The 26,877-nt window shown below is 62.7% G+C and carries 24 protein-coding genes and 1 tRNA gene; 9 read left to right on the plus strand and 16 right to left on the minus strand.

Annotated features, from left to right (window positions below):
• Positions 1-48 precede the first annotated feature (48 nt).
• Positions 49-1,167, plus strand: coding sequence for an ABC transporter substrate-binding protein (locus AC0L2M_RS14925; protein WP_128172686.1), 1,119 nt, complete (start codon positions 49-51; stop codon positions 1,165-1,167).
• 851 nt (positions 1,168-2,018) lie between these two features.
• Here the strand turns inward: AC0L2M_RS14925 and AC0L2M_RS14930 are convergent.
• The 9 genes from AC0L2M_RS14930 to AC0L2M_RS14970 all read right to left on the minus strand — a co-directional run bounded on the left by AC0L2M_RS14930 (position 2,019) and on the right by AC0L2M_RS14970 (position 10,802).
• Positions 2,019-3,977, minus strand: a complete 1,959-nt coding sequence (locus AC0L2M_RS14930; protein WP_473535249.1) for an acetyl/propionyl/methylcrotonyl-CoA carboxylase subunit alpha — start codon at positions 3,975-3,977, stop codon at positions 2,019-2,021.
• A 115-nt stretch (positions 3,978-4,092) separates the two neighbouring features.
• Positions 4,093-4,467, minus strand: coding sequence for a hypothetical protein (locus AC0L2M_RS14935; RefSeq protein WP_473535250.1), 375 nt, complete (start codon positions 4,465-4,467; stop codon positions 4,093-4,095).
• Positions 4,468-4,556: 89 nt separating this feature from the next.
• On the minus strand, positions 4,557-5,117 hold the full coding sequence (locus AC0L2M_RS14940) for an O-acetyl-ADP-ribose deacetylase (RefSeq protein WP_287341839.1): 561 nt from the start codon (positions 5,115-5,117) through the stop codon (positions 4,557-4,559).
• Between the two features lie 3 nt (positions 5,118-5,120).
• Positions 5,121-6,728: a carboxyl transferase domain-containing protein gene (locus tag AC0L2M_RS14945; RefSeq protein WP_473535251.1), complete on the minus strand. Its 1,608-nt coding sequence runs from the start codon at positions 6,726-6,728 to the stop codon at positions 5,121-5,123.
• Positions 6,729-6,733: 5 nt separating this feature from the next.
• Positions 6,734-7,117, minus strand: coding sequence for a type II toxin-antitoxin system VapC family toxin (locus AC0L2M_RS14950; RefSeq protein ID WP_473535252.1), 384 nt, complete (start codon positions 7,115-7,117; stop codon positions 6,734-6,736).
• Complete coding sequence (locus AC0L2M_RS14955) at positions 7,114-7,506, minus strand: AbrB/MazE/SpoVT family DNA-binding domain-containing protein (protein ID WP_473523330.1); 393 nt, start codon at positions 7,504-7,506, stop codon at positions 7,114-7,116. Before AC0L2M_RS14955 ends, AC0L2M_RS14950 begins: the two co-directional genes overlap by 4 nt.
• 84 nt (positions 7,507-7,590) lie before the next feature.
• Positions 7,591-8,754, minus strand: coding sequence for an isovaleryl-CoA dehydrogenase (locus tag AC0L2M_RS14960; protein ID WP_473535253.1), 1,164 nt, complete (start codon positions 8,752-8,754; stop codon positions 7,591-7,593).
• A gap of 58 nt (positions 8,755-8,812) precedes the next feature.
• Positions 8,813-9,469: a TetR/AcrR family transcriptional regulator gene (locus tag AC0L2M_RS14965; protein WP_128184647.1), complete on the minus strand. Its 657-nt coding sequence runs from the start codon at positions 9,467-9,469 to the stop codon at positions 8,813-8,815.
• 220 nt (positions 9,470-9,689) lie between these two features.
• The gene (locus AC0L2M_RS14970; protein ID WP_473535254.1) at positions 9,690-10,802 is read right to left on the minus strand and encodes a pyridoxal phosphate-dependent aminotransferase; all 1,113 of its coding nucleotides are present in this window, start codon (positions 10,800-10,802) and stop codon (positions 9,690-9,692) included.
• Between the two features lie 140 nt (positions 10,803-10,942).
• Between AC0L2M_RS14970 and AC0L2M_RS14975 the strand changes: the two genes are divergently transcribed.
• Positions 10,943-12,622: a tetratricopeptide repeat-containing sulfotransferase family protein gene (locus tag AC0L2M_RS14975; protein WP_473535255.1), complete on the plus strand. Its 1,680-nt coding sequence runs from the start codon at positions 10,943-10,945 to the stop codon at positions 12,620-12,622.
• A gap of 323 nt (positions 12,623-12,945) precedes the next feature.
• On the opposite strand, the gene AC0L2M_RS14980 is transcribed toward AC0L2M_RS14975, so the two are convergent.
• The 4 genes from AC0L2M_RS14980 to AC0L2M_RS14995 form a co-directional block, all read right to left on the minus strand.
• The gene (locus tag AC0L2M_RS14980; protein ID WP_473535256.1) at positions 12,946-14,163 is read right to left on the minus strand and encodes a porin; all 1,218 of its coding nucleotides are present in this window, start codon (positions 14,161-14,163) and stop codon (positions 12,946-12,948) included.
• A 416-nt stretch (positions 14,164-14,579) separates the two neighbouring features.
• Positions 14,580-14,670, minus strand: a tRNA-Ser gene (locus AC0L2M_RS14985).
• Positions 14,671-14,722: 52 nt separating this feature from the next.
• Positions 14,723-15,631, minus strand: a complete 909-nt coding sequence (locus AC0L2M_RS14990) for an alpha/beta fold hydrolase (protein ID WP_128171007.1) — start codon at positions 15,629-15,631, stop codon at positions 14,723-14,725.
• Positions 15,632-15,920: 289 nt separating this feature from the next.
• A complete protein-coding gene (locus AC0L2M_RS14995) occupies positions 15,921-17,975 on the minus strand; it encodes a lytic transglycosylase domain-containing protein (protein ID WP_473535257.1) in 2,055 nt (684 codons plus the stop codon).
• Between the two features lie 333 nt (positions 17,976-18,308).
• Here AC0L2M_RS14995 and dapA point away from each other — a divergent pair, with 333 nt between their 5' ends.
• The 3 genes from dapA (at position 18,309) to AC0L2M_RS15010 (ending at position 20,765) form a co-directional block, all read left to right on the plus strand.
• A complete protein-coding gene (gene dapA / locus AC0L2M_RS15000; RefSeq protein WP_023800777.1) occupies positions 18,309-19,190 on the plus strand; it encodes a 4-hydroxy-tetrahydrodipicolinate synthase in 882 nt (293 codons plus the stop codon).
• Positions 19,191-19,435: 245 nt separating this feature from the next.
• Entirely contained in the window at positions 19,436-19,915 is a 480-nt protein-coding gene (smpB, locus tag AC0L2M_RS15005) for an SsrA-binding protein SmpB (RefSeq protein ID WP_023800776.1), read from the plus strand.
• Positions 19,916-20,021: 106 nt separating this feature from the next.
• Positions 20,022-20,765, plus strand: coding sequence for a glycoside hydrolase family 25 protein (locus tag AC0L2M_RS15010; RefSeq protein WP_473535258.1), 744 nt, complete (start codon positions 20,022-20,024; stop codon positions 20,763-20,765).
• Here the strand turns inward: AC0L2M_RS15010 and AC0L2M_RS15015 are convergent.
• Positions 20,734-21,411, minus strand: a complete 678-nt coding sequence (locus AC0L2M_RS15015) for a uracil-DNA glycosylase (RefSeq protein ID WP_419696581.1) — start codon at positions 21,409-21,411, stop codon at positions 20,734-20,736. The genes AC0L2M_RS15010 and AC0L2M_RS15015 overlap by 32 nt on opposite strands.
• On the minus strand, positions 21,408-21,989 hold the full coding sequence (locus AC0L2M_RS15020) for a LabA-like NYN domain-containing protein (protein WP_023800773.1): 582 nt from the start codon (positions 21,987-21,989) through the stop codon (positions 21,408-21,410). Before AC0L2M_RS15020 ends, AC0L2M_RS15015 begins: the two co-directional genes overlap by 4 nt.
• 320 nt (positions 21,990-22,309) lie before the next feature.
• Here AC0L2M_RS15020 and rpoZ point away from each other — a divergent pair, with 320 nt between their 5' ends.
• From rpoZ to AC0L2M_RS15040, 4 genes are all read left to right on the plus strand, one after another.
• A complete protein-coding gene (rpoZ, locus tag AC0L2M_RS15025) occupies positions 22,310-22,711 on the plus strand; it encodes a DNA-directed RNA polymerase subunit omega (protein ID WP_023800772.1) in 402 nt (133 codons plus the stop codon).
• Positions 22,712-22,822: 111 nt separating this feature from the next.
• A complete protein-coding gene (locus AC0L2M_RS15030) occupies positions 22,823-25,051 on the plus strand; it encodes a RelA/SpoT family protein (RefSeq protein ID WP_023800771.1) in 2,229 nt (742 codons plus the stop codon).
• A 113-nt stretch (positions 25,052-25,164) separates the two neighbouring features.
• Positions 25,165-25,743, plus strand: a complete 579-nt coding sequence (gene pyrE / locus AC0L2M_RS15035; protein WP_023800770.1) for an orotate phosphoribosyltransferase — start codon at positions 25,165-25,167, stop codon at positions 25,741-25,743.
• 108 nt (positions 25,744-25,851) lie between these two features.
• Positions 25,852-26,232, plus strand: a complete 381-nt coding sequence (locus AC0L2M_RS15040) for a VOC family protein (protein WP_128248311.1) — start codon at positions 25,852-25,854, stop codon at positions 26,230-26,232.
• Positions 26,233-26,348: 116 nt separating this feature from the next.
• Here AC0L2M_RS15040 and AC0L2M_RS15045 read toward each other — a convergent pair whose 3' ends face one another.
• A complete protein-coding gene (locus AC0L2M_RS15045) occupies positions 26,349-26,852 on the minus strand; it encodes a MarR family winged helix-turn-helix transcriptional regulator (RefSeq protein ID WP_473535276.1) in 504 nt (167 codons plus the stop codon).
• Positions 26,853-26,877: the final 25 nt, after the last annotated feature.

Raw genomic sequence — 26,877 nt, forward strand, 5'->3', positions numbered from 1 at the left:
AGAGGCGCGGTCGGAGCGGCCGCGCGCGAGTGGAGGAGTTGTATCGCCATGAAAAAGTTGGGTATTTTGAGCGCGGCCATTGTCGGCCTGGTGATGAGCGCGCCGGCCTTCGCCGAAGACATCACCTTTTCGGTGGTCGGACCGATGACCGGACAGCTTGCCACCATCGGCGACCAGTTCAAGCAGGGCGCGCAAGCCGCCGCCGACGCGATCAACGCCGCCGGCGGCGTCGACGGCCGCCAGATCAAGCTCGATGTCCAGGATGACCAGTGCGATCCGAAGCAGGCGGTTTCGGTCGCAAACCGCATCGTCGCCAACGGCGTCAAGTTCATCGATGGCCATGCCTGCTCGGGCTCGAGCATCCCGGCCTCGGCCGTCTATGCCGAAGCCGGTGCGATGATGATGAGTCCGGCTTCGTCGAACCCGGAGCTGACGGACGCGGCGGCGAAATCCGGCTGGCCGACGATCATGCGCCTTTATACGCGCGATGATGCGCAGGGCGCCTTCATCGGTCCATGGATCGCCAAGAAATACGCCGGCAAGAAGGTCGTCATCATGCATGACAAGAGCGCCTATGGGCAGGGCGTGGCCGATGCCGTCAAGGCGACGATGAACCAGAACGGCCTCAACGAGATCCTCTATGAGGGCATCAACGCCGGCGAAAAGGACTATTCGGCGCTTGTCACCAAGCTCAAGGAACTGAAGGCTGATGTGGTCTATTTCGGCGGCTACCACCCAGAGGCCGGCCTCATCCTGCGCCAGTCGGCGGAACAGGACTTCAAGTTCCAGCTGATCATGCCGGACTCGATTGCCACGCCGGAATTCTGGCAGGTTGCCGGCCCGGCCGGCGAAGGCACCATGTTCGTCTTCCCGTCGGATCCGCAGGCGAAGCCCGAAGCCAAGCAGGCCATCGAAAAGATCAAGGCGGGCGGCTTCGTGCCCGAGGGGTTTACGCTGTTCTCCTATGCCGTGATCCAGGCCTTTGCCGAGGGTATCAAGCGCGCCGGCAGTGACGACCCGGCCAAGGTTGCCGAAGCGCTGAAGAATGGCCAGCCGATCAGCACCGTCGTCGGCCCTGTCACTTTCGATGAAAAGGGCGACCTCAAGAACGTCAGCTACGACATCAACCAGTGGCACGACGGCAAATACGCGCCGATCCAGCCGTAATCGCCATTGCATGTCGCGCAAAAGTGCGCAGCGGTTTTGCGGAAACGACATGCACAAAAACAAGAACTAAAGCGCGTCGCGTGCGACGCGCTTTAGCGCCTGGCGACAATCGGAGATGGCCGGGGCAGATCCGGCCATTTTCATTGTGCGCCAGGCATGGCGCGTGGTGCGCAAGCACCGTTTGACCGGGATGGTATCCGGTCGATGACTTGGAGGTGAAAGTCCTCTGCGGACCCTGGTGATGGGAACCGCTAGCCGAACAGCAAGGGCGTCGTCGCGAGGCGGGGTCTGAAGGAAGCTGCAAGCAAAGTGCCGGCCTGACGAACAGGAAGCGCATATGAGGCGTCCGCATCCGGGCGAGGGAGCAATGAAGCCCGAAGCCCGATATCACCCGGAGGGTGTGGCCGTAGATGCGACAGGTAGATGGCACGAAGGTCACGCGTCTTACCCTGGGAGGCCTGCCGGCCTGCCCCCGGAAACGGGTGTGCTACCGCCGCCGAGAGGCGCCGGGAAGGGTCGGCAGGAGTCAGCAGAGGCCGTAGTAGCCGGACCAACCGGTGAAGGGCTGAACGTGTCGATGGAGGTCGGACTTCATTTCCGACCGCCTTGGGCAGATACCTCGCGAGAGGGCCTGAGCCGGAAGTAGCGGGCGGAACCCGCAAGATAAGGCTGGGCGCCAATAGGGCGGCGGGCATTGAGGACCTCAAGCCGAGCGCGACACGAACCGCCGTGTACGGGACCGTACGCACGGTGGTGTGGGAGGGGGGATGCCGCAAGGCTCCCTCCTACCCGATTGGTCATGCGTTTGCGGCGCGCGTCTTCCGTCGTCGCCTCTCCTTGCATGAACAGCGTCAGCCGTGGGCTTCCTCGGCAAAACGCACCAGCACCGTCCCATCGGTGACCTGCGCGCCCTCTGTTGCGATCTCGGCGATCGTCCCGTCATGCGTGGCGGAAATCGTGTGCTCCATCTTCATCGCTTCCAGGATCAACAGCGGCTGGCCCTTGATGACGGTTTCGCCTTTTGCCGCGCGCACCAGCTTGACCAGTCCCGGCATCGGCGCTCGCAGGCTGTCGGCACCGGCGGCGATTTCGTCGGCCCTTGCCAACGGGTCCGGCACCGCGAAGCTGTAGCCGACGGCGCCTGAAAAGACAGTGACATGGCCTGGCCAGCGGGCGAGGCGAGGGGCAGCGCGAAGATCAACCGCGCTGTCATAAGGTGCGTCCAGTGCCACCTGGAAGCGCCCGTCCGGCCGCATCGATACAAGCGCCAGGATATCGTCCTCGCCGTAGCGAAGCCGCGTGCGCCGCGCCATCGCGTGGAAATGCGCATAGCCGGCAAGCGACGACCACGGGTCGCGGGTCGGCGCCTGAGCCCCGGCGCCGGACGCTGCAAGTGCGGCCGCGGCGACGATCTCGCTGCTCGGCGGCGCCACTGCGGTCAGCGCTTGCTGGTGCCTGCCGATCAGCCCGGTGTCGACGTCACCTGCCGAAAAATCCGCGTCAGCGGCGAGAGCCGCGAGAAAGGCGGTGTTGACGGTCGAGCCGGCGATCTCGGTTTGCGAAAGGGAAATGCCCAGTGCTTCGAGCGCCGCCTGCCTGTTCTTGCCATGGACGACGAGCTTGGCGATCATCGGGTCGTAGAACGGCGAGATGGCATCGCCGGTCCGCACGCCGGTCTCGATCCGCATGCTGGCGCCCTCGGGCGCTGTATCCGGAAATTTCAGGTGATGCAGCGTGCCCGTCGCCGGCAAAAAACCCTTTGCCGCGTCTTCGGCATAGATGCGCGCCTCGAAGGCATGTCCGGAGAGCGCAATCTCGCTCTGCGTCTTCGGCAGCTTTTCGCCGGACGCCACCCGCAACTGCCATTCGACCAGATCGGTGCCGGTGACCATTTCGGTGACGGGATGCTCGACTTGCAGGCGAGTGTTCATTTCCATGAACCAGAAGCGGTCGGCCTTCAGCCCTTGCGAGGCGTCGCTGATGAACTCGATCGTGCCGGCGCCGGAATAGTCGATCGCCTTGGCGGCCTTCACCGCCGCCTCCGTCATTGCCTTGCGCAATGCCGGCGTCATCCCGGGGGCGGGGGCTTCCTCGATCACCTTCTGATGGCGCCGCTGCGCCGAGCAGTCGCGCTCGTAGAGATGCACGACATTGCCGAAGCTATCGCCGAAAACCTGAACCTCGATGTGGCGCGGCTTGTCGACATATTTCTCGACCAGCACGCGGTCGTCGCCGAACGCGGCCTTGGCCTCGCGCCGCGCACCCGACAGCGCCTCGGAAAAGTCGTCGGGATGTTCGACGCGCCGCATGCCCTTGCCGCCGCCGCCGGCGCGCGCCTTGATCAGCACGGGATAGCCGATCTCGCGTGCCTTGGAGGCGAGCAGCACGATCTCCTGCGCCTCGCCGTGATAGCCCGGCACAACCGGCACGCCGGCCTTCTCCATCAGCCGCTTGGCCGCGTCCTTCAGCCCCATGGCGCGGATCGAGGCGGCCGACGGGCCGATGAAGACGAGCCCGGCCGCTGTCACCTGATCGACGAAATCAGGGTTTTCCGACAGAAAACCGTAGCCGGGATGGATGGCTTCGGCGCCGGTGGCCAAAGCCGCCGCGACGATCTTGTCGCCGCGCAGATAACTTTCGCCGACCGGCGAGGGTCCGATATGCACCGCTTCGTCGGCCATCTCGACATGCAAGGCGCCGGCGTCGGCGTCGGAATAGACGGCGACCGTGCGCACGCCCATCCTGCGCGCGGTGCGGATCACCCGGCAAGCGATCTCGCCGCGGTTGGCGATCAGGATTTTGGCGAACATGGGACCTCCAAAGCCAGAGCTTGCCGCCAACGGCGCGAATGCTCCTTCACGCGGGCTGTGGCAACACCCTGCTTTGCAGTCCGGCCATTGTCAAAGGATCGGTAAGCCAGCCTGCCTACTTGGAGGCAGCGATCTCGCAAGCTCCTCCGGTCGTGACCTTGTAGCGGCTGCGGGTGGCCTTGCAGGATTTCAACGCCGCCTCCTCGGCGGCCTTCTGTGACGACGCATTCAGATGCGTGCCGCAGATTATGTACAGCGAAGTCACCCGCATATAAGGGGTCGTCGCATAGGCTGAATGGCCGCTGGCTGCCACATAGGCGTTGTAAGCTTTGGTGCAATCGGACTTCGGGTTTCCCGACAGAGCCGGCCAGAACCGGGTATCGCCCTTGCTTCCCGCCAGCGATTCCGCCGCTCCAATGCCGGGCGCTGCTAATATAAGCAATCCCGCAAGTACAGATACAGTTGTTTTCTGAAAAAGCTGCTGTCTCATCTTCGCCCAATCCCCATTGGTATTTGCAATGAGCAATAGCCGCGATTCTTTCGTCTGGCCAGATCGGGGAATGAAAATAAGTCTGAAAACTATGAATGGATTTTCTTACCTGAGCCGGTCGCGCTCCCGCCATTGCGCAGCAACGCCTGTTGGTATAGGTCCGCCGTCTGTTGGTCGAAGCAGCAGAAGATGACGGTTTCAGGAACCGCATTGTGGCTGACAAAGGCGCTCACCGTGCCAACGGCGATCTGCGTCGCCTGGTCCTTTGGATACCGGTATACACCGGTCGAGATCGCCGGAAATGCCACCGTCCTGCAATCCTTGCCGGCGGCGAGTTCGAGCGACCGGCGGTAGCAGGAGGCCAACAACTCGGCTTCGCCCTTGCCGCCGCCTTGCCAGACCGGCCCGACCGTGTGGATGACATAGCGTGCCGGCAGCCTGTAGCCCTTGGTGAGTTTTGCGTCGCCGACCTTGCAGCCATTGAGGGATTGGCATTCGGCCAGAAGTTCGGGGCCGGCCGCACGGTGGATGGCGCCGTCGACGCCCCCGCCACCCAGAAGTGAGGTGTTGGCGGCGTTGACGATGGCGTCGACCGCCAGCCTGGTGATGTCGCCGACATGAACGCGAATCCTTGCCTCGATCTCGCTCATCGGTCACATCCTGAACACGCCGAAGCTTGTCTCCTCGATCCCGGCGTTCAGCGCTGCGGACAGGCTGAGCGCCAGCACCTCGCGCGTCTTGGCCGGATCGATGATGCCGTCGTCCCAGAGCCGGGCGGAGGAATACAGCGGGTGGCCTTCATGCTCGTATTTCATCAGGATCGGCTTCTTGAATTTTGCCTCCTCCTCCGCGCTCCATTCCCCGCCCTTGCGTTCGATCCCCTCGCGCTTGACCACGGCCAGCACGGTGGCCGCCTGCTCGCCGCCCATCACCGAAATGCGGGCATTCGGCCACATCCACAGGAAGCGTGGCGAATAGGCGCGTCCGCACATGCCGTAATTGCCGGCGCCGAACGAGCCGCCGATGATCATGGTGACCTTCGGCACGCGGGCCGTGGCGACCGCCATCACCAGCTTGGCGCCGTCCTTGGCGATGCCGCCGGCCTCGTATTTTCGCCCGACCATGAAGCCGGTGATGTTCTGCAGGAAGATCAGCGGAATCTTGCGCTGGCAGCACAACTCGATGAAATGCGCGCCCTTCAGCGCGCTTTCGGAAAACAGCACGCCGTTGTTGGCGATGATGCCGACCGGCATGCCGTTGAGATGGGCAAAGCCGGTGACCAGCGTGGTGCCATAATTCTGCTTGAACTCGTCGAATTCGGAGCCGTCGACGATGCGGGCGATCACTTCACGCACGTCATAGGGCTGGCGCAGATCGGTCGGCACGATGCCGTAGAGTTCTTCGGCCGCATGAAGCGGCCCAATCGGATCGCGCAGCGCCAGCCCGATCTGCTTCTTTCGATTGAGGTTCTTGACGATGCGGCGCGCGATCGCCAGCGCATGCTCGTCGTCTAGCGCAAAATGATCGGCCACGCCGGAAAGCCGCGTGTGGACCTCGGCGCCGCCCAGTTCCTCCGCGCTGACGTCCTCGCCGGTGGCGGCCTTCACCAGCGGCGGACCGCCGAGGAAGATGGTCGCCTGGTTGCGTACCATGATCGTCTCGTCCGACATCGCCGGCACATAGGCGCCGCCCGCCGTGCACGAACCCATGACGCAGGCGATTTGCGGAATGCCAGCAGCCGACATGTTGGCCTGATTGTAGAAGATGCGGCCGAAATGGTCGCGGTCGGGAAACACCTCGTCCTGGTTGGGCAGGTTGGCGCCACCGCTGTCGACCAGATAGACGCAAGGCAATCTGTTCTGCAGCGCGATCTCCTGGGCGCGCAGATGCTTCTTCACCGTCAGCGGATAATAGGTGCCGCCCTTCACCGTGGCATCGTTGACGACGACCATCACTTCCGTGCCTTCGACGCGGCCGATGCCGGCAATGATACCGGCCGATGCGATATCCTCGCCATACATCGACCACGCGGCGAACTGGCCGATCTCGAGGAATGGCGAGCCGGTGTCGAGCAATTGGGCGAGGCGCTCGCGCGGCAAAAGCTTGCCGCGGCTCTGGTGGCGCTCACGCGCTTCGTCCGAGCCGCCACGCTCGACGGTTGCCGCCTTTTGCGCAATGTCGGCGACCAGCGCCCGCATGCGCTCGGCATTGGCGCGGAAGGTGTCGGAGGCTGGCGAGATCTGCGAGGTGAGGGGGGCCATTGGCGTTACCGGATCAATTCGATCTTGCAGCCGATATCCAGGTCGCCCCAGTCGCGGTCGGCGGTGACGGCAATGGCGTTCTCGCGAATTGCCAGGGCCAGGCAAGCCCGGTCGCCCAGCGACAAGCCGCGATGCCGCGTCAGCTCGCGAAGCTGACCGGCGGCGATGCCCATCATCTCGTCGAAAGCAGCGACCGGCATGCCGAGACTGGCGAGGTCGTCCGCGGCCTCTTCCATGCTGCGTCCCCTGTCGATCAGCTTGGCTATGATTTCGGCCGCATTGACGGAGCTGCATTGCGCATCCGGCGCGAAACCCAGGGCAATATCGGTGCCTTTCTCGTCAAGCAGGATCGCAAGCGCCGCCGAACTGTCCATGACGTAAGGTTTCACTTCGCTCCCTTCCTCGCCGTACCTTCGGCATGAAGCCGATCCAAACGTCTATCGCTTCGACGCTGTTCTTCCCGCCGCTCCTTCAGAAATTCGTCGACGACACTTTCGCCGGGCTTTTTCAACGCTGACAATTCGGCCTGGACGCGCTGCAGGTTCCGAAGCCACGACCTTACCCGCAACTCGCCGTTCTCGACATGAAGGATCAAGTCCTCACCAGGCTTCACCCCGATTTCCTCGCGCATCGCAGCCGGGATAACGAAGCGTCCGCCCTCGCCAAGCCTGACGCGCTCGCGCTTCGGTGGCAACCGGAGCGGAGTTTTTTGAGCTCCTGCGTCGAATTGTGTCGGCGGATTCTCGTCAAACCCAGCCTTTTCGGTTCCGTTCGCCATAGCCCGCCACGTTCCAAAAATATGACATATCACGAGAAATATGGGGCAAATCGTCCAGCATGGCAAATTCAGGAGATAGCGCCATCAGACTCCTTCCGCCATGATTTCCCGCCCGATCAGCCAGCGGCGGATCTCGCTGGTGCCGGCGCCGATCTCGTAGAGCTTGGCGTCGCGCAAAAGCCGGCCGGTCGGATAGTCGTTGATGTAGCCATTGCCGCCCAGCAGCTGGATGGCGTCGAGCGCCATCTGCGTCGCCTTTTCGGCAGCGAACAGCACGCAGGCGGCGGCGTCCTTGCGGCTCGTCTGGCCGCGGTCGCAGGCGGCGGCGACGGCATAGACATAGGCGCGCGCGGCGTTCATCGTCGTATACATGTCGGCGAGCTTGCCCTGCACCAGCTGGAACTCGCCGATCGGCTGACCGAACTGCTTGCGTTCGTGCACATAGGGGACCGCCACATCGAGGCACGCCGCCATCAGCCCGAGCGGGCCGCCGGCGAGCACCGTGCGCTCGTAGTCGAGGCCCGACATCAGCACCTCGACGCCGCGCCCTTCCTCATGCAGCACATTGTCGAACGGCACTTCGACATCCGAAAAAACCAGTTCGCCGGTGTTGGAGCCGCGCATGCCGAGCTTGTCGAGCTTTTGCGCGACGGAAAATCCGGCGAAATCCTTTTCGACGATCAAGGCGGTGATGCCGCGCGACTGGAGTTCTGGATCGGTCTTGGCGTAGACGACCAGCGTCTCGGCGTCCGGGCCGTTGGTGATCCACATCTTGGTGCCGTTGAGCACATAGCAATCATTGCGCTTTTCGGCGCGCAGTTTGAGCGACACGACGTCGGAGCCGGCGCCGGATTCCGACATTGCCAGCGCGCCGACCTTTTCGCCGCTGCACAGCGCAGGCATATATTTTTCCTTCTGCGCCGGTGTTGCCCAGCGATTGATCTGGTTGACGCAGAGGTTGGAATGGGCGCCGTAGGAGAGGCCGACCGAGGCCGAGGCGCGCGAAATCTCCTCCATCGCCACGACATGGGCGAGATAGCCCATGCCGGTGCCGCCGAATTCCGGATCGGCGGTGATGCCGAGCAGGCCGAGCCCACCGAGCTCGGCCCACAGATGCGCCGGAAATTCATTCGAGCGGTCGATCTCGGCGGCGATCGGGGCGATCTTGTCCTGGGCGAAGCGCCGCACCAGGTCGCGCAGCGCTTCGATGTCTTCGTCAAGCCCGAAGTTGAGTGTGTGCGTATACATGCCGTTTCTCCCGGCGCACGGCCCCGAAATCGAATTCGATTTCGGGAAGGGCGCAAAATCAAAGTGCTACAGCGTCCTTTGCTCGCCGGCTGCGGCGCTGCAGGTCGTTGTCGCGCCATGGGCCTTTGCTTCCAACCAGGCGCATCGTCATTGAAAGATATGTGGCGGTTACCTCCGAGATCGATAGCCGCTCGCCCGGCCGGAACCAGACGATGACGCCGGTCATCATCTGGATCAGCGCCATGGCTGTCAGCCCTGTGTCTTCGACGTCGAAGACGCCGGCTTCCGCGCCGTCGCGCAAGATGACGCGCAGCTCCTTCTCATAGGCGGTGCGCATACGCAGGATCTGCGTCAGGCGGTCATGCGACAGGCTGCGCAATTCCATGTTCGAGACATGGGTGGAATGGCGACGCTCGACATGGAAGGCGATGTGGTTTTCGACATAGGCGGCGAGCCGTGTCGCCGGATCGGCCGCGGCCGGGCGCGCCGCGTCCCACGCCTCGATCAGCCCTTCCATGTGCTCGCGCATCAGCGTGAACAACAGGTCTTGCTTGGTCGGAAAATAGCGGTAGAGCGCCGCCGCCTGGACGCCGACCTCGGCGGCCAGCTGGCGCATCGACATCGCCTCATAGCCAAGACGCGCGATCAGGCTGACCGCCGCCTCGCGGACCGCTGCTTCGGTCTTTTCGCCGTCGGAACCGGTCGTGCGCGCCATGCAAGCCTCGTTGAGAGGGTAAGAATAAAACGAACGTTCAATTAATTCAAGAGCGCGACTCCTCCTTCTCCCCTTGTGGGAGAAGGTGGCCTCGCGAAGCGAGGTCGGATGAGGGGTGTTCCAGCTTGGCACCGCCGGCACTCCGTCCAACACCCCTCATCCGTCTCGGCGCTGCGCGCCGATCCACCTTCTCCCACAAGGGGAGAAGGAAGAGCGCCTTTCAGCTTCCCCGTGCTGCCGCCAGCGCACCCGGCAATTCCTCGGCAAAAATGTCGAGCTCGTGGTCGAGGCCGACGCTGACCCTGATACAACGGTCGAGCACCGGCACCATCGGCTTGCGGATGAACACATCGCGCGACAAAAGCGCCTGCAGCACCTTCAGCGCGAAGGCGCCGTCGCCGGCGCAGTCCATGGTGACGAAATTGGTAGCCGAGGGCAGCGGCTTCAGCCCATTGGCCTCGGCGATCTCGGCGATGCGCCGGCGGCCGGAAGCGACGCGCGCCACCACGCTTTGCAGATAATCCTGATCGGCCAGCGCCTCGACGCCGGCGATCTGCGCCATGCGGCTGACGCCGTAGTGGTTGCGGATCTTCTCGAAATCGCGGATCACCTGGGCGTCGGCCACCGCATAGCCGCAGCGTATGCCGGCCAGCCCGTAGGCTTTCGAGAAGGTGCGCATGCGGATGACGTTCGGCCGTGACACGTCGATCGGCGGCAGCGCCGAGGCAGGGCCCAATTCGCCATAGGCCTCGTCGAGCACCAGCATGGTGGTCTCCGGCAGGGCGTCGATGAAGCGGATGAGCTCCGCCGCCTCCCACCAGCTTCCCATCGGATTGTCCGGGTTGGACAGGTAGACCAGCGGCGCTTTGTCCCTGGTGGCCGCAGCCAACAGGCCGTCCAGGCTTTCCTGGTCGTTTTCGTAGGGGACCGCGACCAGCCGGCCGCCGACGCCGGCAATATGGAAATTGAAGGTCGGATAGGCGCCGAGCGAGGTGACCACCGCGTCGCCCGGTGCCACATACATGCGCGCCACCAGGCTGAGCAACCCGTCTATGCCTTCGCCGACCACCACGTTTTCGACGCCCACGCCAAGATGCGCGGCAACAGTCACCTTCAAATCGTGATTGTCTGGATCACAATACATCCACATGTCGCCGGCGATGCCGGCCATGCGGGCTATGACGCGCGGCGAGGGGCCAAAACTGCTCTCATTGGCGCCGATGCGGGCGCGAAACGCGCGACCGCGATCCCGCTCCTGTGCCTCCGGGCCGACAAACGGCACCGTCGAAGGAAGCGCGCTGACGATCGGCGTGAGGGGAGGGCGCTGGCGCATGGCAAAGGCTCGCTCGAAAAGGGCCTTCTTGCTAGCGCGGCACAGTTGGCCGCGCAAGCTCCCGCCTTGGCTGCAGCAGCATGCTGGATTCCCCCCGCACTTTTTGCTAGCGAGATATTTCTTTTTGCTAGCGAGATATCATGAACAATCGACTCCCGCCTGCCTGGTCAAAGCACATCAAGCCCGGACCCGCGCCAAAAGTGAAGGGGCCGATAGTGAAGCCTTTGGTGAGCCCGCAGAAAGCAAGCGCCCAATCGCGTGCGCAGGCCGACGACGCATTGCTGAAACAGGCATATGCCTTTCAGCAGGCCAAGCGGCTCGACGACGCTCAGGACCTATGCCTTCGGGTTCTGGAGCGCACGCCAAACCATCCGCTCGCCTTATACATCCTGGGGACCATATACCTGGGTTACGACGATGAGCGGGCCTTGCGATATTTCGCACGGGCGGTCGGCGAGGAACCTAAAAACCCCTACTACCACCTCAGCCTGGGCGAGGCCTATGTGAAGGTCAGCGAGTATGCGCCAGCAATCAAGCATATGCAGTATGCCCTGGAACTGAAGCCCGGCCTTATCGAAGCACTTTGTGCATTGGGGCGTACTTACACGGCGTTCGACAAGCCCGACATGGCTTTGCCGCTTTACGAGAAGGCGCTGAAAATCAACCGCGATCATCCCAAGGTGCGAGCCGGGCTGGCCAGCGCGCTCAGCGGCCTGGGGCGTATGGATGAAGCCGCCGCCTATCTGAGAGAAGCAATCGCACGTCGTATTGGCGTGCCTTCTGCCTACAACGACCTTGTACAGACGCGAAACTTCACCGAGGAGCCCGAGGAGCTAGAGTCCATCCTTCGTGAGCTCGGCAATCCGAAACTTGGTTCGGAAGGCGCGCAGCAACTCCATCACGCCGCCGGCAAGGTGCTGAATGACCTCAAGCGCTATGACGAGGCATTCGACCATTTCAACAAGGCGAAACAGGCCTCCGGCCAAAGGTTCGATATCGACCTGTATCGTCGGTGGGTCGATTCGATGATCGAAACCTTCACGCCGGACTTTTTGGCTGACCGCGCCGGCTATGGAAATCCTTCCGAAGCGCCTGTGTTCGTGGTTGGCATGCCACGCTCGGGGACGACGCTCACCGAGCAGATCTGCGCCAGCCATCCGGACGTTCATGGCGCAGGGGAGCTTAGCAAACTGAGTCGGGTCGCGAATGCGATCGGCCTCAAGACATTATCGGCTGGTGATTTGAGCCAGCCGATCACCTCGATCACGGAAGACCTGTCCAGAACCTTGGCCGAAGAGCATCTGTCCTATTTGCGGGAGCGGGCGCCTGCCGCACTTCGCGTCGTGGACAAGACGCCGCACAATTTTGAACTGATCGGCCTTATCGGGCTTCTTTTCCCCAACGCGCGCATCATTCATTGCCGTCGTGACGCCATCGACAATTGCGTCTCCTGCTTCGTCCTCAACTTCAGCGAGGCACACAGCTACAACACCGACCTGACAACACTAGGCCTGTACTATCGCGAATATGACCGCCTGATGCGGCACTGGAACGAGGTCTTTCCAGGCCTTATCTTCGAAAACCGCTACGAGAAGCTGGTCGACGACCAGGAAGCCCAGTCACGCCGCCTGATAGATTATCTCGGGCTGCCCTGGGATGACGCCTGCCTGCGCTTTTTCGACAGGGATGGCTCGGTCAACACGCCCAGCCGCTGGCAGGTTCGCCAACCGATATACAAATCGTCGGTCAAGCGCTGGAAGAATTATGAAAACGAAATTCAGCCACTGATACAGTCGCTGGGCGATCTTGCTGAGATTTGACCGGGGCTCTCTCCTTCTCCCCTTGTGGGAGAAGGTGGCCGAGCGAAGCTCGGTCGGATGAGGGGTGTTCCAGCTTGGCACCAACCGCACTCCGTCCAACACCCCTCAACCGTCTTGGCGCTGCGCGCCAATCCACCTTCTCCCACAGAGGGAGAAGGAAGAGCCCTGTCCGGCAGGACAGAGGGGGGCGCGAAGGATCGCCGCTGCTTTCATTCTGTGCAGCTGCATTATTCGGCTGAAAACATTCCGCCCTTGACAGCCACGCCGACACGAAAAAACCCGGCGGTTGCCCGCCGGGTTCGAGTTCAGTCAAACGCTGCTGATTAGAACGAGCGCTGGAAGCGGAGCATGCCGCCGAGGCTGTCTTCGTCGTCCGCAGCGGTCCAGTTGCTGAAGCCGGCCTCGCCGAACTCGCCGGCGTGCAGGTAATCGACTTCGGCCGTGATCGTCAGGCCCGGAACGATGTCATAGGCGATGTTGGCAGCGATGCCGAGGTTTTCGCCTTCGTCATACGAGATCTGGGTGTTGAACGAGGTCTTCTCGTTGATGGTGTAGGTGCCACCGCCCCAGACCGCCCAGTTGCCGCTCCACAGCTTGTACATGCCGCGGCCGCCGGCGACGGGTGTTGCGAAGCCGGGATCCTCGTAGTTGTCGTCAGTGCCGTAGCCGGCCATGATGAACAGCGACAGGTTCTCCATCGGGGTGATGTCGAGGCGAACCTTGCCGGCCACTTCTTCGTAGTTGGCGTCGTAGGCAATGACGCCGGTGATGGCGCCCCAGCCCTGCGTCCACTTCAAGCCGCCGACGACATGCGGAACATAGCTGTCGATCGTGAAGTCGCCATAACCTTGTTCGAGCGAGACCACGGCCGAGAAGCCGTTGCCGGCGTCGAAATAGTACTGGACGACGTTGGTGTCGAAACCGCCGTAAGGAACCAGCGTATCCTGGATGACGTTGCCGGCGTAGCCGATGAACGTATCGTAGGCCGATTCGTCTTTACCGACGCGCAGGCCGCCGAGCTGGATCCAGGCGAAGTTCAGCGAAATGCCTTTGTTCTCGGCAGGGTTAGCGACAATGATAGTCTCACCTGGCAGCGGCTCCAGCGGACCGTCGGGGCCGTCCGGATCGGGACCGGGGACGTATGTGCTGCTGACGTGCCGGTTCCGGTTGCCGAAGTTGAAGCGGGTCTCGGTGTAGGTCTTCAAGGTGCCGAGCTCGGTTTCCTGGCCGGTCCAGGTCTTCAGGTTAAAGCGGGCCTGCTTGTAGTACGTGTCCTGGATGTCGCCGTCCTCGACGTCGAAGTTCTCAGCACCGTCGAACGAGCCGACGTCGCCGACGCCGATGTCGTAGCGGACATAGCCGCCGATGCGCAGGCAGGTCTCGGTGCCGGGGATGTAGAAGTAGCCAGCGCCGTAGACGTCGCAGATGCGGACGTATTCAGCGGGTTCCGGCTCGGCGACGACGACGGCGTCGGCGGCGCGCGCACCGGAAACTGCGACCAGAGCCGCAGCGGAGCCAAGAAGAAGGCTCTTGATGTTCATTTTCTGACCTCCAGTCAAAAGTTAAAAAACGGGTCTGGGTATTCTTTAGCTGAAGGACAGCGTTCCCTGCCCCATCCCCACTACCGAAAAAGATGCGCACCGCGCCGCTCCTTCGAACCCGACATTACCCATGAGGCGGCGGCGTTCAACAACCATCGCATCGGCGAAAGGTCTGTGCAGGCGCTATCACCCTGCCTTGTTGCACAAATGACACGATTTGGCCTCACTCGGAAAGCTCCCGTTAACCATTGCGCCGCCGGAGACAGGTTGGAGACCCATTGGGCCAGCCCTTGCAATCCGGCCGATTCCGGCAATTGCCTGCCGCAATTGCGGCGATGTCTGTGAGTCGCCGGCCAAGGCATTGCCGCAGAATCGCCGCATGGCGAAAAGCGGCGAGCGCGAAGCGCGAAGCGGGATGGCGGAGAGGATGGGATTCGAACCCACGAGAAGCTTTTGACCTCTACTCCCTTAGCAGGGGAGCGCCTTCGACCACTCGGCCACCTCTCCGTTGCGCTGGTGGATAAAGAAAAGCGCCGGCACAATCAACAAGCCTGACCCATTATCGTTGAAAAAACCGGCTCCCGGCGAAGCGTTGCTCGGTCCTGTCCAGAAAAGCGGCGATGGCGCCGGGCAGGCCGCCGGTCTCGAGGAAAGGCGCATGGCCCTGGCCTTCGACCGTGATCGTCTCGACACAAGGATGACGGTTTCGCATCTGTTCGAAGGTCTCGGCGGACAGCAGCTTCGAATTGGCGCCGCGGATCGCGAGCAAGGGTATTGCCGCCAGTGCCTCGAACTGCGGCCACATGTCTGGAAGCTTCTGGGTCAGGTCGAGTCCCGCCAGCGTCTCGACCAGATTCGGATCGAAATCCGGCAATAATCCTCCACCCGTATCTCGGTAGAGCGCCGCTGCCATCCGCTCCCAATCCGCCTCGGTCAGGGCAGGAAAGTCGCTGCCATGCGCGCCGCGCTGGGCGCCGACGGCCTCGGCGTGGGTTTTCGGCTTCGGCGCGCGTTCGAGATAGGAGCGGATATGGGCGAGACCGCCGGCCTCGAGCACCGGGCCGATATCGTTGAGCACGATAGCCCGCAGGACTGCCGGCCGCATCACGCCAAGCACATGGATGATCAGCCCGCCGCGTGACGTGCCGATGAAACCAGCCTCGTCGATGCCCAGCGCCGCCAACCCGGCGAGGATGTCACCGGCTTCGACGCCGATATTGTAGTGGCCGATATCGGGGTCGTAGGCGGATTGCCCGCGCCCGCGATAGTCGAAAGCGACGATTTTTCGCGGCGTTTGCGCCCGCCGCGACAGATGCAGCGCCAACTCATGAAAATCGCGGCAATTGCGGGTCAGGCCGGGCAGGCAGACGACCGGCCAGTGGCCGGAATTCGCTTCGCCATAGATGCGGGCGTGGAGTTCAAGCCCGTCCGGCGAGGCGTAGAAGAAGTCGGAAAAATCGATCGACATTTTGGGACTCGATTCCTCGCCGTTGCCGGATCGTCGACTGCTACAGGCGAGGGCGGGCACGGTCAAATCGAAGCGTCATTTTCGAGATGTCGGCGGGACAGCGCCCCCCTCTGTCCTGCCGGACATCTCCCCCTCAAGGGGGGAGATTGGCTGTCCCTTTGCTTTCGCCAATCGCCAACGCTGATAAGGAAGGCGCCGCCAGTGTAACTGCCAATCTCCCCCCTTGAGGGGGAGATGCCCGGCAGGGCAGAGGGGGGTGCTTCGCCAAGCCAGCCTTCGCCCGAACGGATCAACTCCGCCCGTTCACCAGGTCCCCGACAATGTCGTACTTGCCGGAAATACGCATCTTGTAGACTTCGTAATTCTCCATCACGCGCTGGACGTAACTTCTTGTTTCGGTATAGGGAATCCGCTCGATCCAGTCGACGACGGCGTCGATGTCCTTGCCGCGCGGGTCGCCGTATCTGGCCACCCACTGGGCGGCGCGGCCGGGGCCGGCATTGTAGCCGGCGAAGGTCAGCACATAGGAGCCGTCGAAGCGGCCGAGCTGCTCGCCGAGGAAGGCGGCGCCCAAGGTCGCGTTGTAGCCGGCGTCGGTGGTCAGCCGCGCCTGCGAGAAGGTCATTCCGGCCTTGTCAGCCAATTGCCTGGCGGTCGCCGGCATCAGCTGCAGCAGGCCACGTGCGCCGGCGCTGGAGACGGCGCCGATGTTGAATTCGCTTTCCTGGCGGGCGATCGCATAGGCCAGCGCCTTGCCGGAGCCGGAAATGTTGGCGGTCTCGGGAATGACGCCGAGCGGATGCGAAAGCGCCCCGACATCGATACCGCGCGCGCCGGCTATCTTGCCGACTTTCAGCGCCAGGAAGTGATTGCCCTGCTTTTCCGCCATCGCGGCCAGCAGCGCCAGCTCTCCGGGACTGCTCAACTGTCCGGCGAGGTCGCGGTAAAGCGTGTCGGCGTAGCGCTGATAGCCCGCCTGCTGCAGTCGCCTGATGGCGCTGACCGCCTCGCGGCTGGAAAAATTCCGGTGATCGCTGGCGCTCGGCTGCGGATGGGCGATGTTGAGGACCTGCCGGCCGACGCGCTCACCGGCGAGCTGGCCGTAGAACGTCGTGCCGTAACCTGCGGCACGGCTAAAATAATCCCTGGCGCTGCCGGGGCCGCCGGCTTCGGCCGTACGGCCGAGCCAATAGTAGGCGCGCGACAGCGATATCGGCCCCTGGGCGAGACCGGCGATCCGCTCAAAATGCTTGGCAGCGGTGGCGGGATCGTTGAGGCCGCGCAGCGCGTACCAGCCGGCATGAAACTCCGCATCGGCCGCGTTGGCAGCAGTTTCGCCGGCGTGTGCGGCGACTATCCTGTAGGCGGTCTTCATGTCGCCCTGGTCGACCAGTTCGCGCGAAAGCACCCGGCGCTCGGCCCACCAGGCATCCGGGTCGATCAGAGCGTTGCGGTCGCTCGGCGCCTTCATCACCATTGCGGCGGCGTCGGAAAACTTCTGCTGCTTGCGCAGATATTGGGCTTGGGCGAAGAGATAGCCGGCCGAACGCTGCGCGGCGGGCACCGCCATCAGCAGCCTGGCCGCGTTCTTGTCGCCCCCATTCTTGTCGCCCTTGTCCGCCGCGGCCCAGGCGTCGGCCAGTTGCCGGGCGCCCGCAAGGCCGGCGACGCGCAGCGCCGAACTGACCCGGTCGGCATAAAACATGCGCTCCATGCGGAAACGGTGGTCTGATGCGGGGATCAGCGTGCCGAATTCCTGGATGATCGCCGCCTCGTCCCTGGCTTGCAGTTTTTCGGTGCGCCAGAAAGGCGACAGCACCGAGCGCGCCGCCTCGACGTTGCCCTGCGAGACATAGGAGCGGGCGAGAATCACCACGCCCTCGGCTGTTTGCGGCTGGCTGCCGCCGAAAGCCTGCACCACGATCTCAGGCGCGGGGTTCTCGCGGTAGAGCGCGCGCTCGCTGTTCTTGCGCAAGGCGATCATGCCCGGCCAGTTCGGCAGCATTTTCGCAGCATCGGCGATGTCGCCGCTTGGCACCTTGTCGCCGCCATAGAACGCGATCGCCCAGGCAAGGATGTGCTGGTCGAGCGAATTGACCGGCAGGGCGTCGCGCACCTGGCGCGCACCGGCAATGTCGTTTGCCGCCAGCGCATCGAGGCCGCTCTTCAACCTGGCGACGCTGGCGGGAGGGGATTCCGGACCCGGCAGGCCGGTATCCAGCAGGTTTGGCTTCGGAATGGTCGACGTGACCTGTGCATCGACCTTGCCGGCGGCCACAAGGGTCGGCGTCAACAGGAGAATTGCGCCAAGCAGCGCGAAAAAATGAGGCTGCCGGGTCGGCATCGTCTTCATCATTTCCTGTCTTGCACAATCACCAACAGGCACAGATCAACTGAAGCCTAGTTGGCTGTGGTGAAGAGCCTGTAAACGGGGCTATCGAAGTCGTTCAAATTGCGCTTGCTGGCATTCTTGTCATGCTTGCCGCGCAACAATGTCGAGACTATGGTGCGCCGCTTCGCTTTCGGCTAGAAGGCGCGCACGACAAAACACCTGCAGCACCGCGCGTCATCTCGGATGCGCAAAGGACGCTGTGGCACTTTAAATTTGGCGCATGATCTTTCCGTGAATCGGCTCCGATTTTCGGGCTCGTGCGCCAGTCCCAAGGAGTTGGACGACATGCTGAGAGGCTCGCTTACCGCGCTCGTGACACCGTTCGAAAAGAGCGGCCGTTTCGACGAGAAAGCGTTTCGCGCCTTCATCGCCTGGCAGATCGCTGAAGGCACGACCGGCGTGGTTCCGGTCGGCACCACCGGCGAGTCGCCGACGCTGTCGCATGACGAGCACCGCCACGTCGTCAAAGTGTGCGTCGAGGTGGCAAAGGGCCGCGTTCCGGTCGTCGCCGGCGCCGGCTCCAACAACACCGAGGAGGCGGTTGGCCTGGTGCAATATGCCGAGAAGGCGGGCGCCGACGCGGCACTCGTCGTCACGCCCTACTACAACCGGCCGACGCAGCGCGGCCTCTATGCGCATTTCGCTGCCGTCGCCAAAGCGACCAGCCTGCCGATCATCATCTACAACATTCCGCCGCGCTCGGTGATCGACATGATGCCCGAGACGATGGGCCAGCTGGTGCATGACTTCAAGAACATCGTCGGCGTCAAGGACGCCACCGGCAAGGTCGAGCGGGTTTCCGAGCAGCGTGCCACCTGTGGCAAAGATTTCATCCAGCTTTCCGGCGAGGACGCCTCGGCACTCGGTTTCAACGCCCATGGCGGCGTCGGCTGCATCTCGGTGACGGCGAATGTCGCGCCGCGGCTGTGCGCCGAATTCCAGGAGGCGACGCTTTCCGGCGACAACGCCAAGGCGCTGGACTTGCAGGACCGCCTGCTGCCCCTGCACAAGGCGATTTTCCTGGAACCCGGCGTGTCCGGCGCAAAATATGCGCTGTCGAAGCTCGGCAAGGTCGAGAATGTGTTGCGTTCGCCGCTGGTCACCGTCGAGCAGTCGACCGCCGAGAAGATCGATGCGGCCATGAAGCACGCCGGCTTGATTAACTAGCGAGCCCGTTTGGAAACTCTACTCCTGCGGCCAACTGAAGGCGTCACCTGCGCTTCCGGTGCTCACGTACTATATGTACGCTCCGCTCCGGTTCGCGCATGGCCCCGAAAGCGTTCGCTTTCGGAAAGGACCATGCGCAAACTCAGACTTCTAGAGCGTCCTTTGCGCGTTTAAAAAAGCGCGGCGCTCTAGTGGCACCATCATCTGACTCGCAGGAGCGAGTTTCGAAACGGACTATAGACGTCATGAACCAGGTCAGAAAAGCCGATCCCAACAACAAGACCGTTGCGGAAAACCGCAAGGCGCGGTTTTCCTACGAGGTGCTCGACACGATCGAGGCCGGCCTGGTGCTGACCGGCACCGAGGTGAAGTCGCTGCGCCAGGGCCAGGCCAACATCCAGGACAGCTACGCCTCGGTCGAGGGCGGCGAGATCTGGCTGATCAACTCCTATCTGCCGGAATATCTGCAGGCCAACCGCTTCAACCATGAGCCGCGCCGGCGCCGCAAACTCCTGCTCAACAAGCGCGAGATGGCCAAGCTGTCGCAGAGTGTCGATCGCGAAGGCATGACGCTGGTGCCGCTAAAAATCTATTTCAATGAAAAGGGCCGGGCGAAGCTTGTGCTCGCCGTCGGCCGTGGCAAGAAACTGCACGACAAGCGCGAGACCGAAAAGCAGCGCGACTGGTCGCGCGAAAAGGGCCGGCTGCTGAAGGAGCGTGGGTGAGGAGTGGTCCGCAAAGCGGACGAAAAGCCGACGATTTGGCTTTTCGAGCGACGAACGCCCGCAGCTATTGCGGAGGGCAGGGCGGTTCAACAGGGATAGGCCTGTTTTGAAGAACCGGATTGTCCCTTGGGGTGCGGCCAGCCTGATCCTGGCGTGCCTTATCACGGCCGCCGGCTATTTTTACTCCCAACCGTTTTCTCCGGACCGCGGCAAATATCCGGTCAGGGGCATCGACGTTTCCCATCACCAGCGACAGATCGACTGGCGGCGTGTTGCCGCCGACGATGTCGCCTTCGCCATCATCAAGGCAACTGAAGGCGGCGACCACGTCGACGATGCCTTCGCGGCCAATCTGCGTGAGGCGCGAGCGGCTGGTCTGGCGGTCGGCGCCTATCATTTCTTCACCTTCTGCCGGCCTGGCGCCGATCAGGCGAAGAATTTCATCTCCGTCGTGCCGCGCGATCAAGCGCTGCTGCCGCCGGTGGTTGATATCGAATTCGTCGGCAATTGCCCGCGGCGGCCATCGCCCGAAGAATTGAGCGTTGAACTCTCGGCTTTCCTCGGCCCTGTCGAGGCAGCTTTCGGCAAGACGGCGATCCTTTACGTGACCGACGACGCGGCACGGGCCTATGCCGGCCAGATCGTCGGCCGCGCGCGCTGGGTTCGTTCGCTGGCGCTGCAGCCAGGTCATGACGACTGGATCTATTGGCAGTACCACGACAGCGGTCGCGTCGACGGCATCACCGGCGACGTCGATCTGAATGTGCTTCAGGGCGGGCCGGAGAAATTGGCCGAGCTGTTTGCGTCACCGCCCGAATTTAGCTCTCCAGAAACGCCGCTATCTCCCTGAAGACGTTGACGAACATTGCTTCCGTCAGCACGCCGGTGTTGGTGTTGTAGCGCGAGCAATGATAGCTGGAAAACAGCGTCACGCCATTGGTTTGCTGCTGCCCGCCATGCTTGAACGGATAAGCGGCGACACGCTGGCCGAGCGCCCGCACGGTCGACTGGTGCGCGATCGAGCCCAGCGCCAGCACGGCGCGCAGGTTCTTGAACCGCGCGATCGTCGGCACCAGGAACGTCCGGCAGGTGGCAATCTCGGCGCCGGCCGGCTTGTTGTCCGGCGGCACGCAGCGAACTGCATTGGTAATCGCCGTGCCGACAAGCTCCAGCCCGTCATCGGGCCGCGCCTTGAACTGGCCACGGGCAAAGCCGTGGGCGATCAGCGTGTTGTAGAGCAGGTCGCCGGCAAAATCGCCGGTGAAGGGGCGTCCGGTGCGGTTTGCGCCGCGCAGGCCCGGCGCCAGTCCGACGATCAGCAGCCGCACCGCATCCTCGCCCTCGGGTGGCAGAAAGGTCGGCACTGGTGCATTGAACCAGGACGGCTCGCGCTGCCGCCATTGCGCGATAAAATCATGCAGCCGCGGGCAGAGCGGGCAATCGCGGTCGGGCTCGGAGGACGCGACCAGGGGAGCGGTCAAGACCGCCGCCGTCAATACTCGTCCTCGTCGACTTCGGCCGGTTCGGGCCGGCGCACCGGCCGCTCGGACGGATCGCGGCCGACATCGCTCTTCAAGGTAATCAGGTCGATGAAATGATCGGCCTGGCGGCGCAGATCGTCGGAAATCATCGGCGGCTGCGAAGCCATGGTCGAGACGATCGAGACCTTGCGCCCGCGCCGCTGCAGCGCCTCAACCAGCGTGCGGAAATCGCCGTCGCCGGAAAAGATGACATAGTGGTCGACGACATCGGCGAGTTCCAGTGCATCGACGGTCAGCTCGATGTCCATATTGCCCTTGATCTTGCGGCGGCCGGTCGAGTCGGTGAACTCCTTGGCCGGCTTGGTCACCACCTTGAAGCCATTATAGTCGAGCCAATCGATCAGCGGCCGGATCGAGGAATATTCCTGATCCTCGACCAGCGCGGTGTAGTAGTAGGCACGCAGCAGGTAGCCGCGCTTCTGGAAGTTCGACAAAAGCCTGCGGTAGTCGATGTCGAAGCCGAGCGCACGCGAGGTGGCGTAAAGATTGGCACCGTCGATGAAAAGAGCGATTTTTTCACGAGGGTCGAACATGGAAATATTCCTTTTCGAAAATAAGCGGTCGTCTAAATGCGCGTGACTATCGGTCGGCTTGAAATAACCGGCTGACCTTCGTCATTCGAGATAACGCCGGTTTTACGGCAATCCAAGGGTATGATACTGCATAGCAAGCAATTGTGATCGGTGCCGCATGTCGCAGGCGGCGCGCGCCCAGACTGGCCTTGGCCAGACCCCAGGCCCAGGCCCCCAAGCCCGGCATTGTCCGGCACTGCCAAAAAGCTTGTATTTTGGCGGCGTTCGGGTTATGGACCGCGCCTGTTTTCCATCAAATCCAGGCATGAAAGGGGCAGCTCATGGCCCGCGTAACCGTTGAAGATTGCATCGACAAGGTCAACAACCGCTTCGAGCTCGTGCTTCTGGCTGGCCACCGCGCCCGTCAGATCAGCCAGGGCGCGCAGATCACCGTTCCTCGTGACAACGACAAGAATCCGGTCATCGCGCTGCGCGAGATCGCCGAGGAGACATTGTCGCCCGACGACCTCAAGGAAGACCTGATCCACTCGCTGCAGAAGCATGTCGAGGTCGACGAGCCGGAAGCCGACGGCGAGGCGATCGCCGACCAGACCGGCACCGCCGCTGCGGCAACTGACGCCGACGACACCGAGGACAACATCACCTTCGACCGCATGACTGAGGAAGACCTCCTGGCCGGCATCGAAGGTCTGGTGCCGCCGGAAAAAAGCGACGATTATTAATCTTCCCACCGGCCGCCGACACTTTCGCGCCGGCGGTTTCGTGGTTATCTATGACATGCGCCGTACGCCAGTGCGGCGCATGATTCATTTCTGCACTGCGAGATCCCGCCCATGATGCGTCAGTATGAGCTTGTCGAGCGCGTCCAGCGCTACAAGCCTGACGTCAACGAGGCGCTGCTCAACAAGGCCTATGTCTACGCCATGCAGAAGCATGGTCACCAGAAGCGCGCCTCCGGCGATCCCTATTTCTCGCATCCGCTCGAAGTCGCCGCCATCCTCACCGAAATGCACATGGATGAGGCGACCATCGCGGTTGCCTTGCTGCACGACACGATCGAGGACACCACGGCGACCAGGGCCGAGATCGACGAGCTGTTCGGTCCGGAAATGGGCAAGCTGGTCGAAGGCCTGACCAAGCTGAAGAAACTCGACCTCGTCTCCAAGAAGGCCGAGCAGGCGGAAAACCTGCGCAAGCTCTTGCTGGCGATATCGGAAGACGTTCGCGTGCTGCTGGTCAAGCTTGCCGACCGCTTGCACAACATGCGCACTCTCGACCATGTGCCCGAAGCCAAGCGCCTGCGCATCGCCGAGGAAACGATGGATATCTATGCGCCGCTGGCCGGGCGCATGGGCATGCAAGGCATGCGCGAGGAGCTCGAGGAGATCGCCTTCCGCTTCATCAATCCGGAAGCCTACCGCGCCGTCACCGCGCGGCTCGCCGAAATCTTCGAGCGCAACAAGGATGTGCTGTCCGAGATCGAGAAGGCGCTGTCCACGCTGTTCGACAAATATGCGATCAAGGCCGAGGTCAAGAGCCGTCAGAAGAAGCCGTGGTCGGTGTTCCGCAAGATGGAGGCCAAGGCGCTGTCCTTCGAGCAGCTGTCCGACATTTTCGGCTTTCGCGTCGTCGTCGATACTGTCGAGGACTGCTACCGGGCGCTCGGCGCCATCCACACGACATGGTCGATGGTGCCCGGCCGCTTCAAGGACTACATCTCGACGCCGAAGCAGAACGACTACCGTTCGATCCACACCACCATCGTCGGACCGTCGCGCCAGCGCGTCGAGCTGCAGATCCGCACCTATCAGATGAACAAGATCGCCGAATATGGCGTTGCCGCGCATTCGATCTACAAGGACAGCGGCGGCAAGGTGAACGGCACTGCCCATGCGATCTCGAAGGAGACCAACGCCTATGCCTGGCTGCGGCGCACCATCGAGCAGCTTGCCGAAGGCGACAATCCCGAGGACTTCCTCGAAAACACCAAGCTCGAGTTGTTCCAGGACCAGGTTTTCTGCTTCACGCCCAAGGGCATGCTGATCGCGCTGCCGCGCGGCGCGACGCCGATCGATTTCGCCTACGCCGTGCACACCGATGTCGGTGACACCTGCGTCGGCGCCAAGGTCAACGGCCGCATCATGCCGCTGATGACCGAACTGAAGAATGGCGACGAGGTCGAGATCATCCGCTCCAAGGCGCAGGTGCCGCCGGCGGCATGGGAATCGGTCGTCGTCACCGGCAAGGCGCGCTCGGCGATCCGCCGCGCCACCAAGAACGCCATCCGCAAGCAGTATTCGGGTCTCGGCATCCGCATACTGGAACGTGCTTTCGAACGGTCAGGCAAAATTTTTACCAAGGAAAGCTTGAAATCGGTGCTGCATCGGCTGGCACGCAAGGACATCGAGGATGTGCTGGCCTCTGTCGGCCGCGGCGAACTTGCCTCTACCGATGTCATCAAGGCGGTGTTTCCCGACTACAAGGACGAGCGCATAACGCTGGCGGCGCCCAAGCAGCGCGAGGAGGGCTGGTCGAAGATCCGCAACGCCGCCGGCATGCTGTTCCAGATTCCGGGCCGCGCCGCACGCAAGGACAAGGACCAGCCAAGGGACGGCGCCGTACCGATCCGCGGCGTGCGCGGCGACCTGCCGGTGCGCTTCGCGCCGGAAGGTGCCGTGCCCGGCGACCGCATCGTCGGCATCGTGCAGCCGGGGACCGGCATCACCATCTATCCGATCCAGTCGCCGGCGCTGCAGGCCTTCGACGACCAGCCAGAACGCTGGATCGACGTGCGCTGGGACATTGACGAGCGCACCAAGGAGCGGTTTCCGGCGCGCGTCTCGGTCACCGCCATCAACGCGCCGGGCTCGCTGGCCGACATTGCGCAGGTCGTTGCATCCAACGACGCCAACATCCATACATTGTCGATGGTGCGCACCGCGCCTGATTTCACCGAAATGCTGATCGATCTCGAAGTCTGGGACCTGAAGCACCTGAACCGGCTGCTGTCGCAGCTCAAGGACAATTCGAGCGTCAGCGACGCACGGCGGGTGAATGGGTGAATGGCGAGAGTAGTGAATAGTGAATAGTGAATAGTGAATAGTGAATAGTGAAAGAAGGGCGCTCTCACTGCCGACTACTGACTATTCACCATTCACCATGGACGGAGCGAACAATGAACACCGACGAAGTGCTGGGCGTTTTCCGTGAAGCCGGTGCCGTTCTCGAAGGGCATTTCATCCTGACATCGGGCTTGCGTAGCCCGGTCTTCCTGCAGAAGGCGCGGGTCTTCATGCATGCCGACAAGACCGAGCGCCTGTGCAAGGCGCTGGCCCAAAAAATCCGCGCTGCTGTGTCCGGCAGGATCGATTACGTCGTCGGCCCGGCGATCGGCGGGCTGATCCCGGCTTACGAAACCTCGCGCCATCTTGGCGCACCGGCGATCTGGGTCGAGCGGGAAGCGGGCGAGTTCAGGCTCCGCCGCTTCGAGATCGCCAGCGGGTCGCGCGTCGTCATCGTCGAGGACATCGTCACCACCGGCCTGTCGATCCGCGAGACCATCGACTGCCTGCGCGCGCTTGGCGCCGAGGTGGTTGCCGCTGCCTGCATCATCGACCGCTCGGCCGGCAAGACCGATGTCGGCGTGCCGCTGATCGCGCTCGCCGAATATGAGGTTCCGGCCTACCCGGCCGACAGGCTGCCGCCCGAGCTTGCCGCCATACCGCCTGTCAAGCCGGGCAGCCGCAACATTTAAGGCATGTCGCCTAAAAGCATGCCTTGGGCTTGAACCGGGCTTGAACCAAGGGTGCGTAGCGGTTTTGGGACACGACCTGCTAAAACAAACATTAACTGAGGCGCTACCGTGATTACCGGCATCGATCATTTCGTGCTGACCGTTCGCTCCGTCGAAGACACCTGCGCCTTCTATCAGCGCGTGCTCGGCTTCAAGCGCCTCGACGAGCCGGACCGGCCGACGGCGCTGCTGTTTGGAACGCAAAAGATCAATGTGCATGAGGCAGGCCACACTTTCGAGCCGAAGGCCAAGGCGCCGACGCTGGGCTCCGCGGATTTTTGCCTGGTCGCCGCGCGCCCGCTCTCGGAGATATGTGCCAGCCTGGCTGCCAATGGCGTGGCGATAGAAGTCGGGCCGGTCGAGCGGATCGGAGCCCGTGGCCCGATGATGTCCGTCTATTTCCGCGATCCCGACGGCAATCTCGTCGAGATCAGCTGGTACAACAGGTAACCGGAATTTTCGGCGCGAACGAGCGCATCGGCAAGTCGGCTTGCGGGCAACCGTGTTCACGCCCGCCGCAGCCATCATCGAGGTGCGACGCGCTTTAGTTTTGCCAAAGCCACAGCTCAGGCCAGTTCCGCTTCCACAGGGCAGTCAAGGCAAGCGGTATAGTTGCAGAGCCGGCAAATACGGTATGCATGGTCCTCGGTGCTGACGAGCCCACGCAACAGCTTGGCGGCAAGGTTACCGAATTCCTGCAGCTCCTCCTGACTTAGAACAGCGAGCGCTGACGCGAGCCCTTTCTGGCGAGCGGAAAGAATAGCACTGCAGGTCGTCTCGCCCAAAGGAGTGAGCCTTAGCGCTACCGCGCGATGGTCGTCAGGCGCCGAGAACCGAGCCGCCAATCCCTCCGCGACCAGTCGATCGACCAGTCTGACGGTGCCCGAATGGGACAGTGACAATGCGCGGCGCAGCCTCTCGATCGACAGGCTTGGTACGTGGCCAATGAGGGTGATCGCGGAAGCCGCTGGGCCGGGCTCCGGTGCTTTGGCCTGAGCGTCCCGCTGCAAAATGTCCGCAAAGGCGAGCGCTAGAGCGCCAATCACATTTTCAATCCTGGAATCGGTCATCGCCAAAAAATATATGCTCGGAGCA

The organism is Mesorhizobium sp. WSM4806 (genome assembly GCF_055811635.1).

What these genes read in the sequence shown, in the direction of transcription:
- smpB (WP_023800776.1), top strand. Translation starts at nt 19,436, where the DNA reads ATGAACCAGGTCAGAAAAGCCGATCCCAACAACAAGACCGTTGCGGAA.
- dapA (WP_023800777.1), top strand. Translation starts at nt 18,309, where the DNA reads ATGCTGAGAGGCTCGCTTACCGCGCTCGTGACACCGTTCGAAAAGAGC.
- AC0L2M_RS15030 (WP_023800771.1), top strand. Translation starts at nt 22,823, where the DNA reads ATGATGCGTCAGTATGAGCTTGTCGAGCGCGTCCAGCGCTACAAGCCT.
- AC0L2M_RS14945 (WP_473535251.1), bottom strand. Translation starts at nt 6,728, where the DNA reads ATGGCCCCCCTCACCTCGCAGATCTCGCCAGCCTCCGACACCTTCCGC.
- AC0L2M_RS15045 (WP_473535276.1), bottom strand. Translation starts at nt 26,852, where the DNA reads ATGACCGATTCCAGGATTGAAAATGTGATTGGCGCTCTAGCGCTCGCC.
- AC0L2M_RS14995 (WP_473535257.1), bottom strand. Translation starts at nt 17,975, where the DNA reads ATGCCGACCCGGCAGCCTCATTTTTTCGCGCTGCTTGGCGCAATTCTC.
- AC0L2M_RS14935 (WP_473535250.1), bottom strand. Translation starts at nt 4,467, where the DNA reads ATGAGACAGCAGCTTTTTCAGAAAACAACTGTATCTGTACTTGCGGGA.
- AC0L2M_RS14965 (WP_128184647.1), bottom strand. Translation starts at nt 9,469, where the DNA reads ATGGCGCGCACGACCGGTTCCGACGGCGAAAAGACCGAAGCAGCGGTC.
- AC0L2M_RS14970 (WP_473535254.1), bottom strand. Translation starts at nt 10,802, where the DNA reads ATGCGCCAGCGCCCTCCCCTCACGCCGATCGTCAGCGCGCTTCCTTCG.
- AC0L2M_RS14960 (WP_473535253.1), bottom strand. Translation starts at nt 8,754, where the DNA reads ATGTATACGCACACACTCAACTTCGGGCTTGACGAAGACATCGAAGCG.
- AC0L2M_RS14975 (WP_473535255.1), top strand. Translation starts at nt 10,943, where the DNA reads ATGAACAATCGACTCCCGCCTGCCTGGTCAAAGCACATCAAGCCCGGA.
- AC0L2M_RS14925 (WP_128172686.1), top strand. Translation starts at nt 49, where the DNA reads ATGAAAAAGTTGGGTATTTTGAGCGCGGCCATTGTCGGCCTGGTGATG.
- AC0L2M_RS14940 (WP_287341839.1), bottom strand. Translation starts at nt 5,117, where the DNA reads ATGAGCGAGATCGAGGCAAGGATTCGCGTTCATGTCGGCGACATCACC.
- rpoZ (WP_023800772.1), top strand. Translation starts at nt 22,310, where the DNA reads ATGGCCCGCGTAACCGTTGAAGATTGCATCGACAAGGTCAACAACCGC.
- pyrE (WP_023800770.1), top strand. Translation starts at nt 25,165, where the DNA reads ATGAACACCGACGAAGTGCTGGGCGTTTTCCGTGAAGCCGGTGCCGTT.
- AC0L2M_RS15020 (WP_023800773.1), bottom strand. Translation starts at nt 21,989, where the DNA reads ATGTTCGACCCTCGTGAAAAAATCGCTCTTTTCATCGACGGTGCCAAT.
- AC0L2M_RS14955 (WP_473523330.1), bottom strand. Translation starts at nt 7,506, where the DNA reads ATGGCGAACGGAACCGAAAAGGCTGGGTTTGACGAGAATCCGCCGACA.
- AC0L2M_RS14930 (WP_473535249.1), bottom strand. Translation starts at nt 3,977, where the DNA reads ATGTTCGCCAAAATCCTGATCGCCAACCGCGGCGAGATCGCTTGCCGG.
- AC0L2M_RS14990 (WP_128171007.1), bottom strand. Translation starts at nt 15,631, where the DNA reads ATGTCGATCGATTTTTCCGACTTCTTCTACGCCTCGCCGGACGGGCTT.
- AC0L2M_RS14980 (WP_473535256.1), bottom strand. Translation starts at nt 14,163, where the DNA reads ATGAACATCAAGAGCCTTCTTCTTGGCTCCGCTGCGGCTCTGGTCGCA.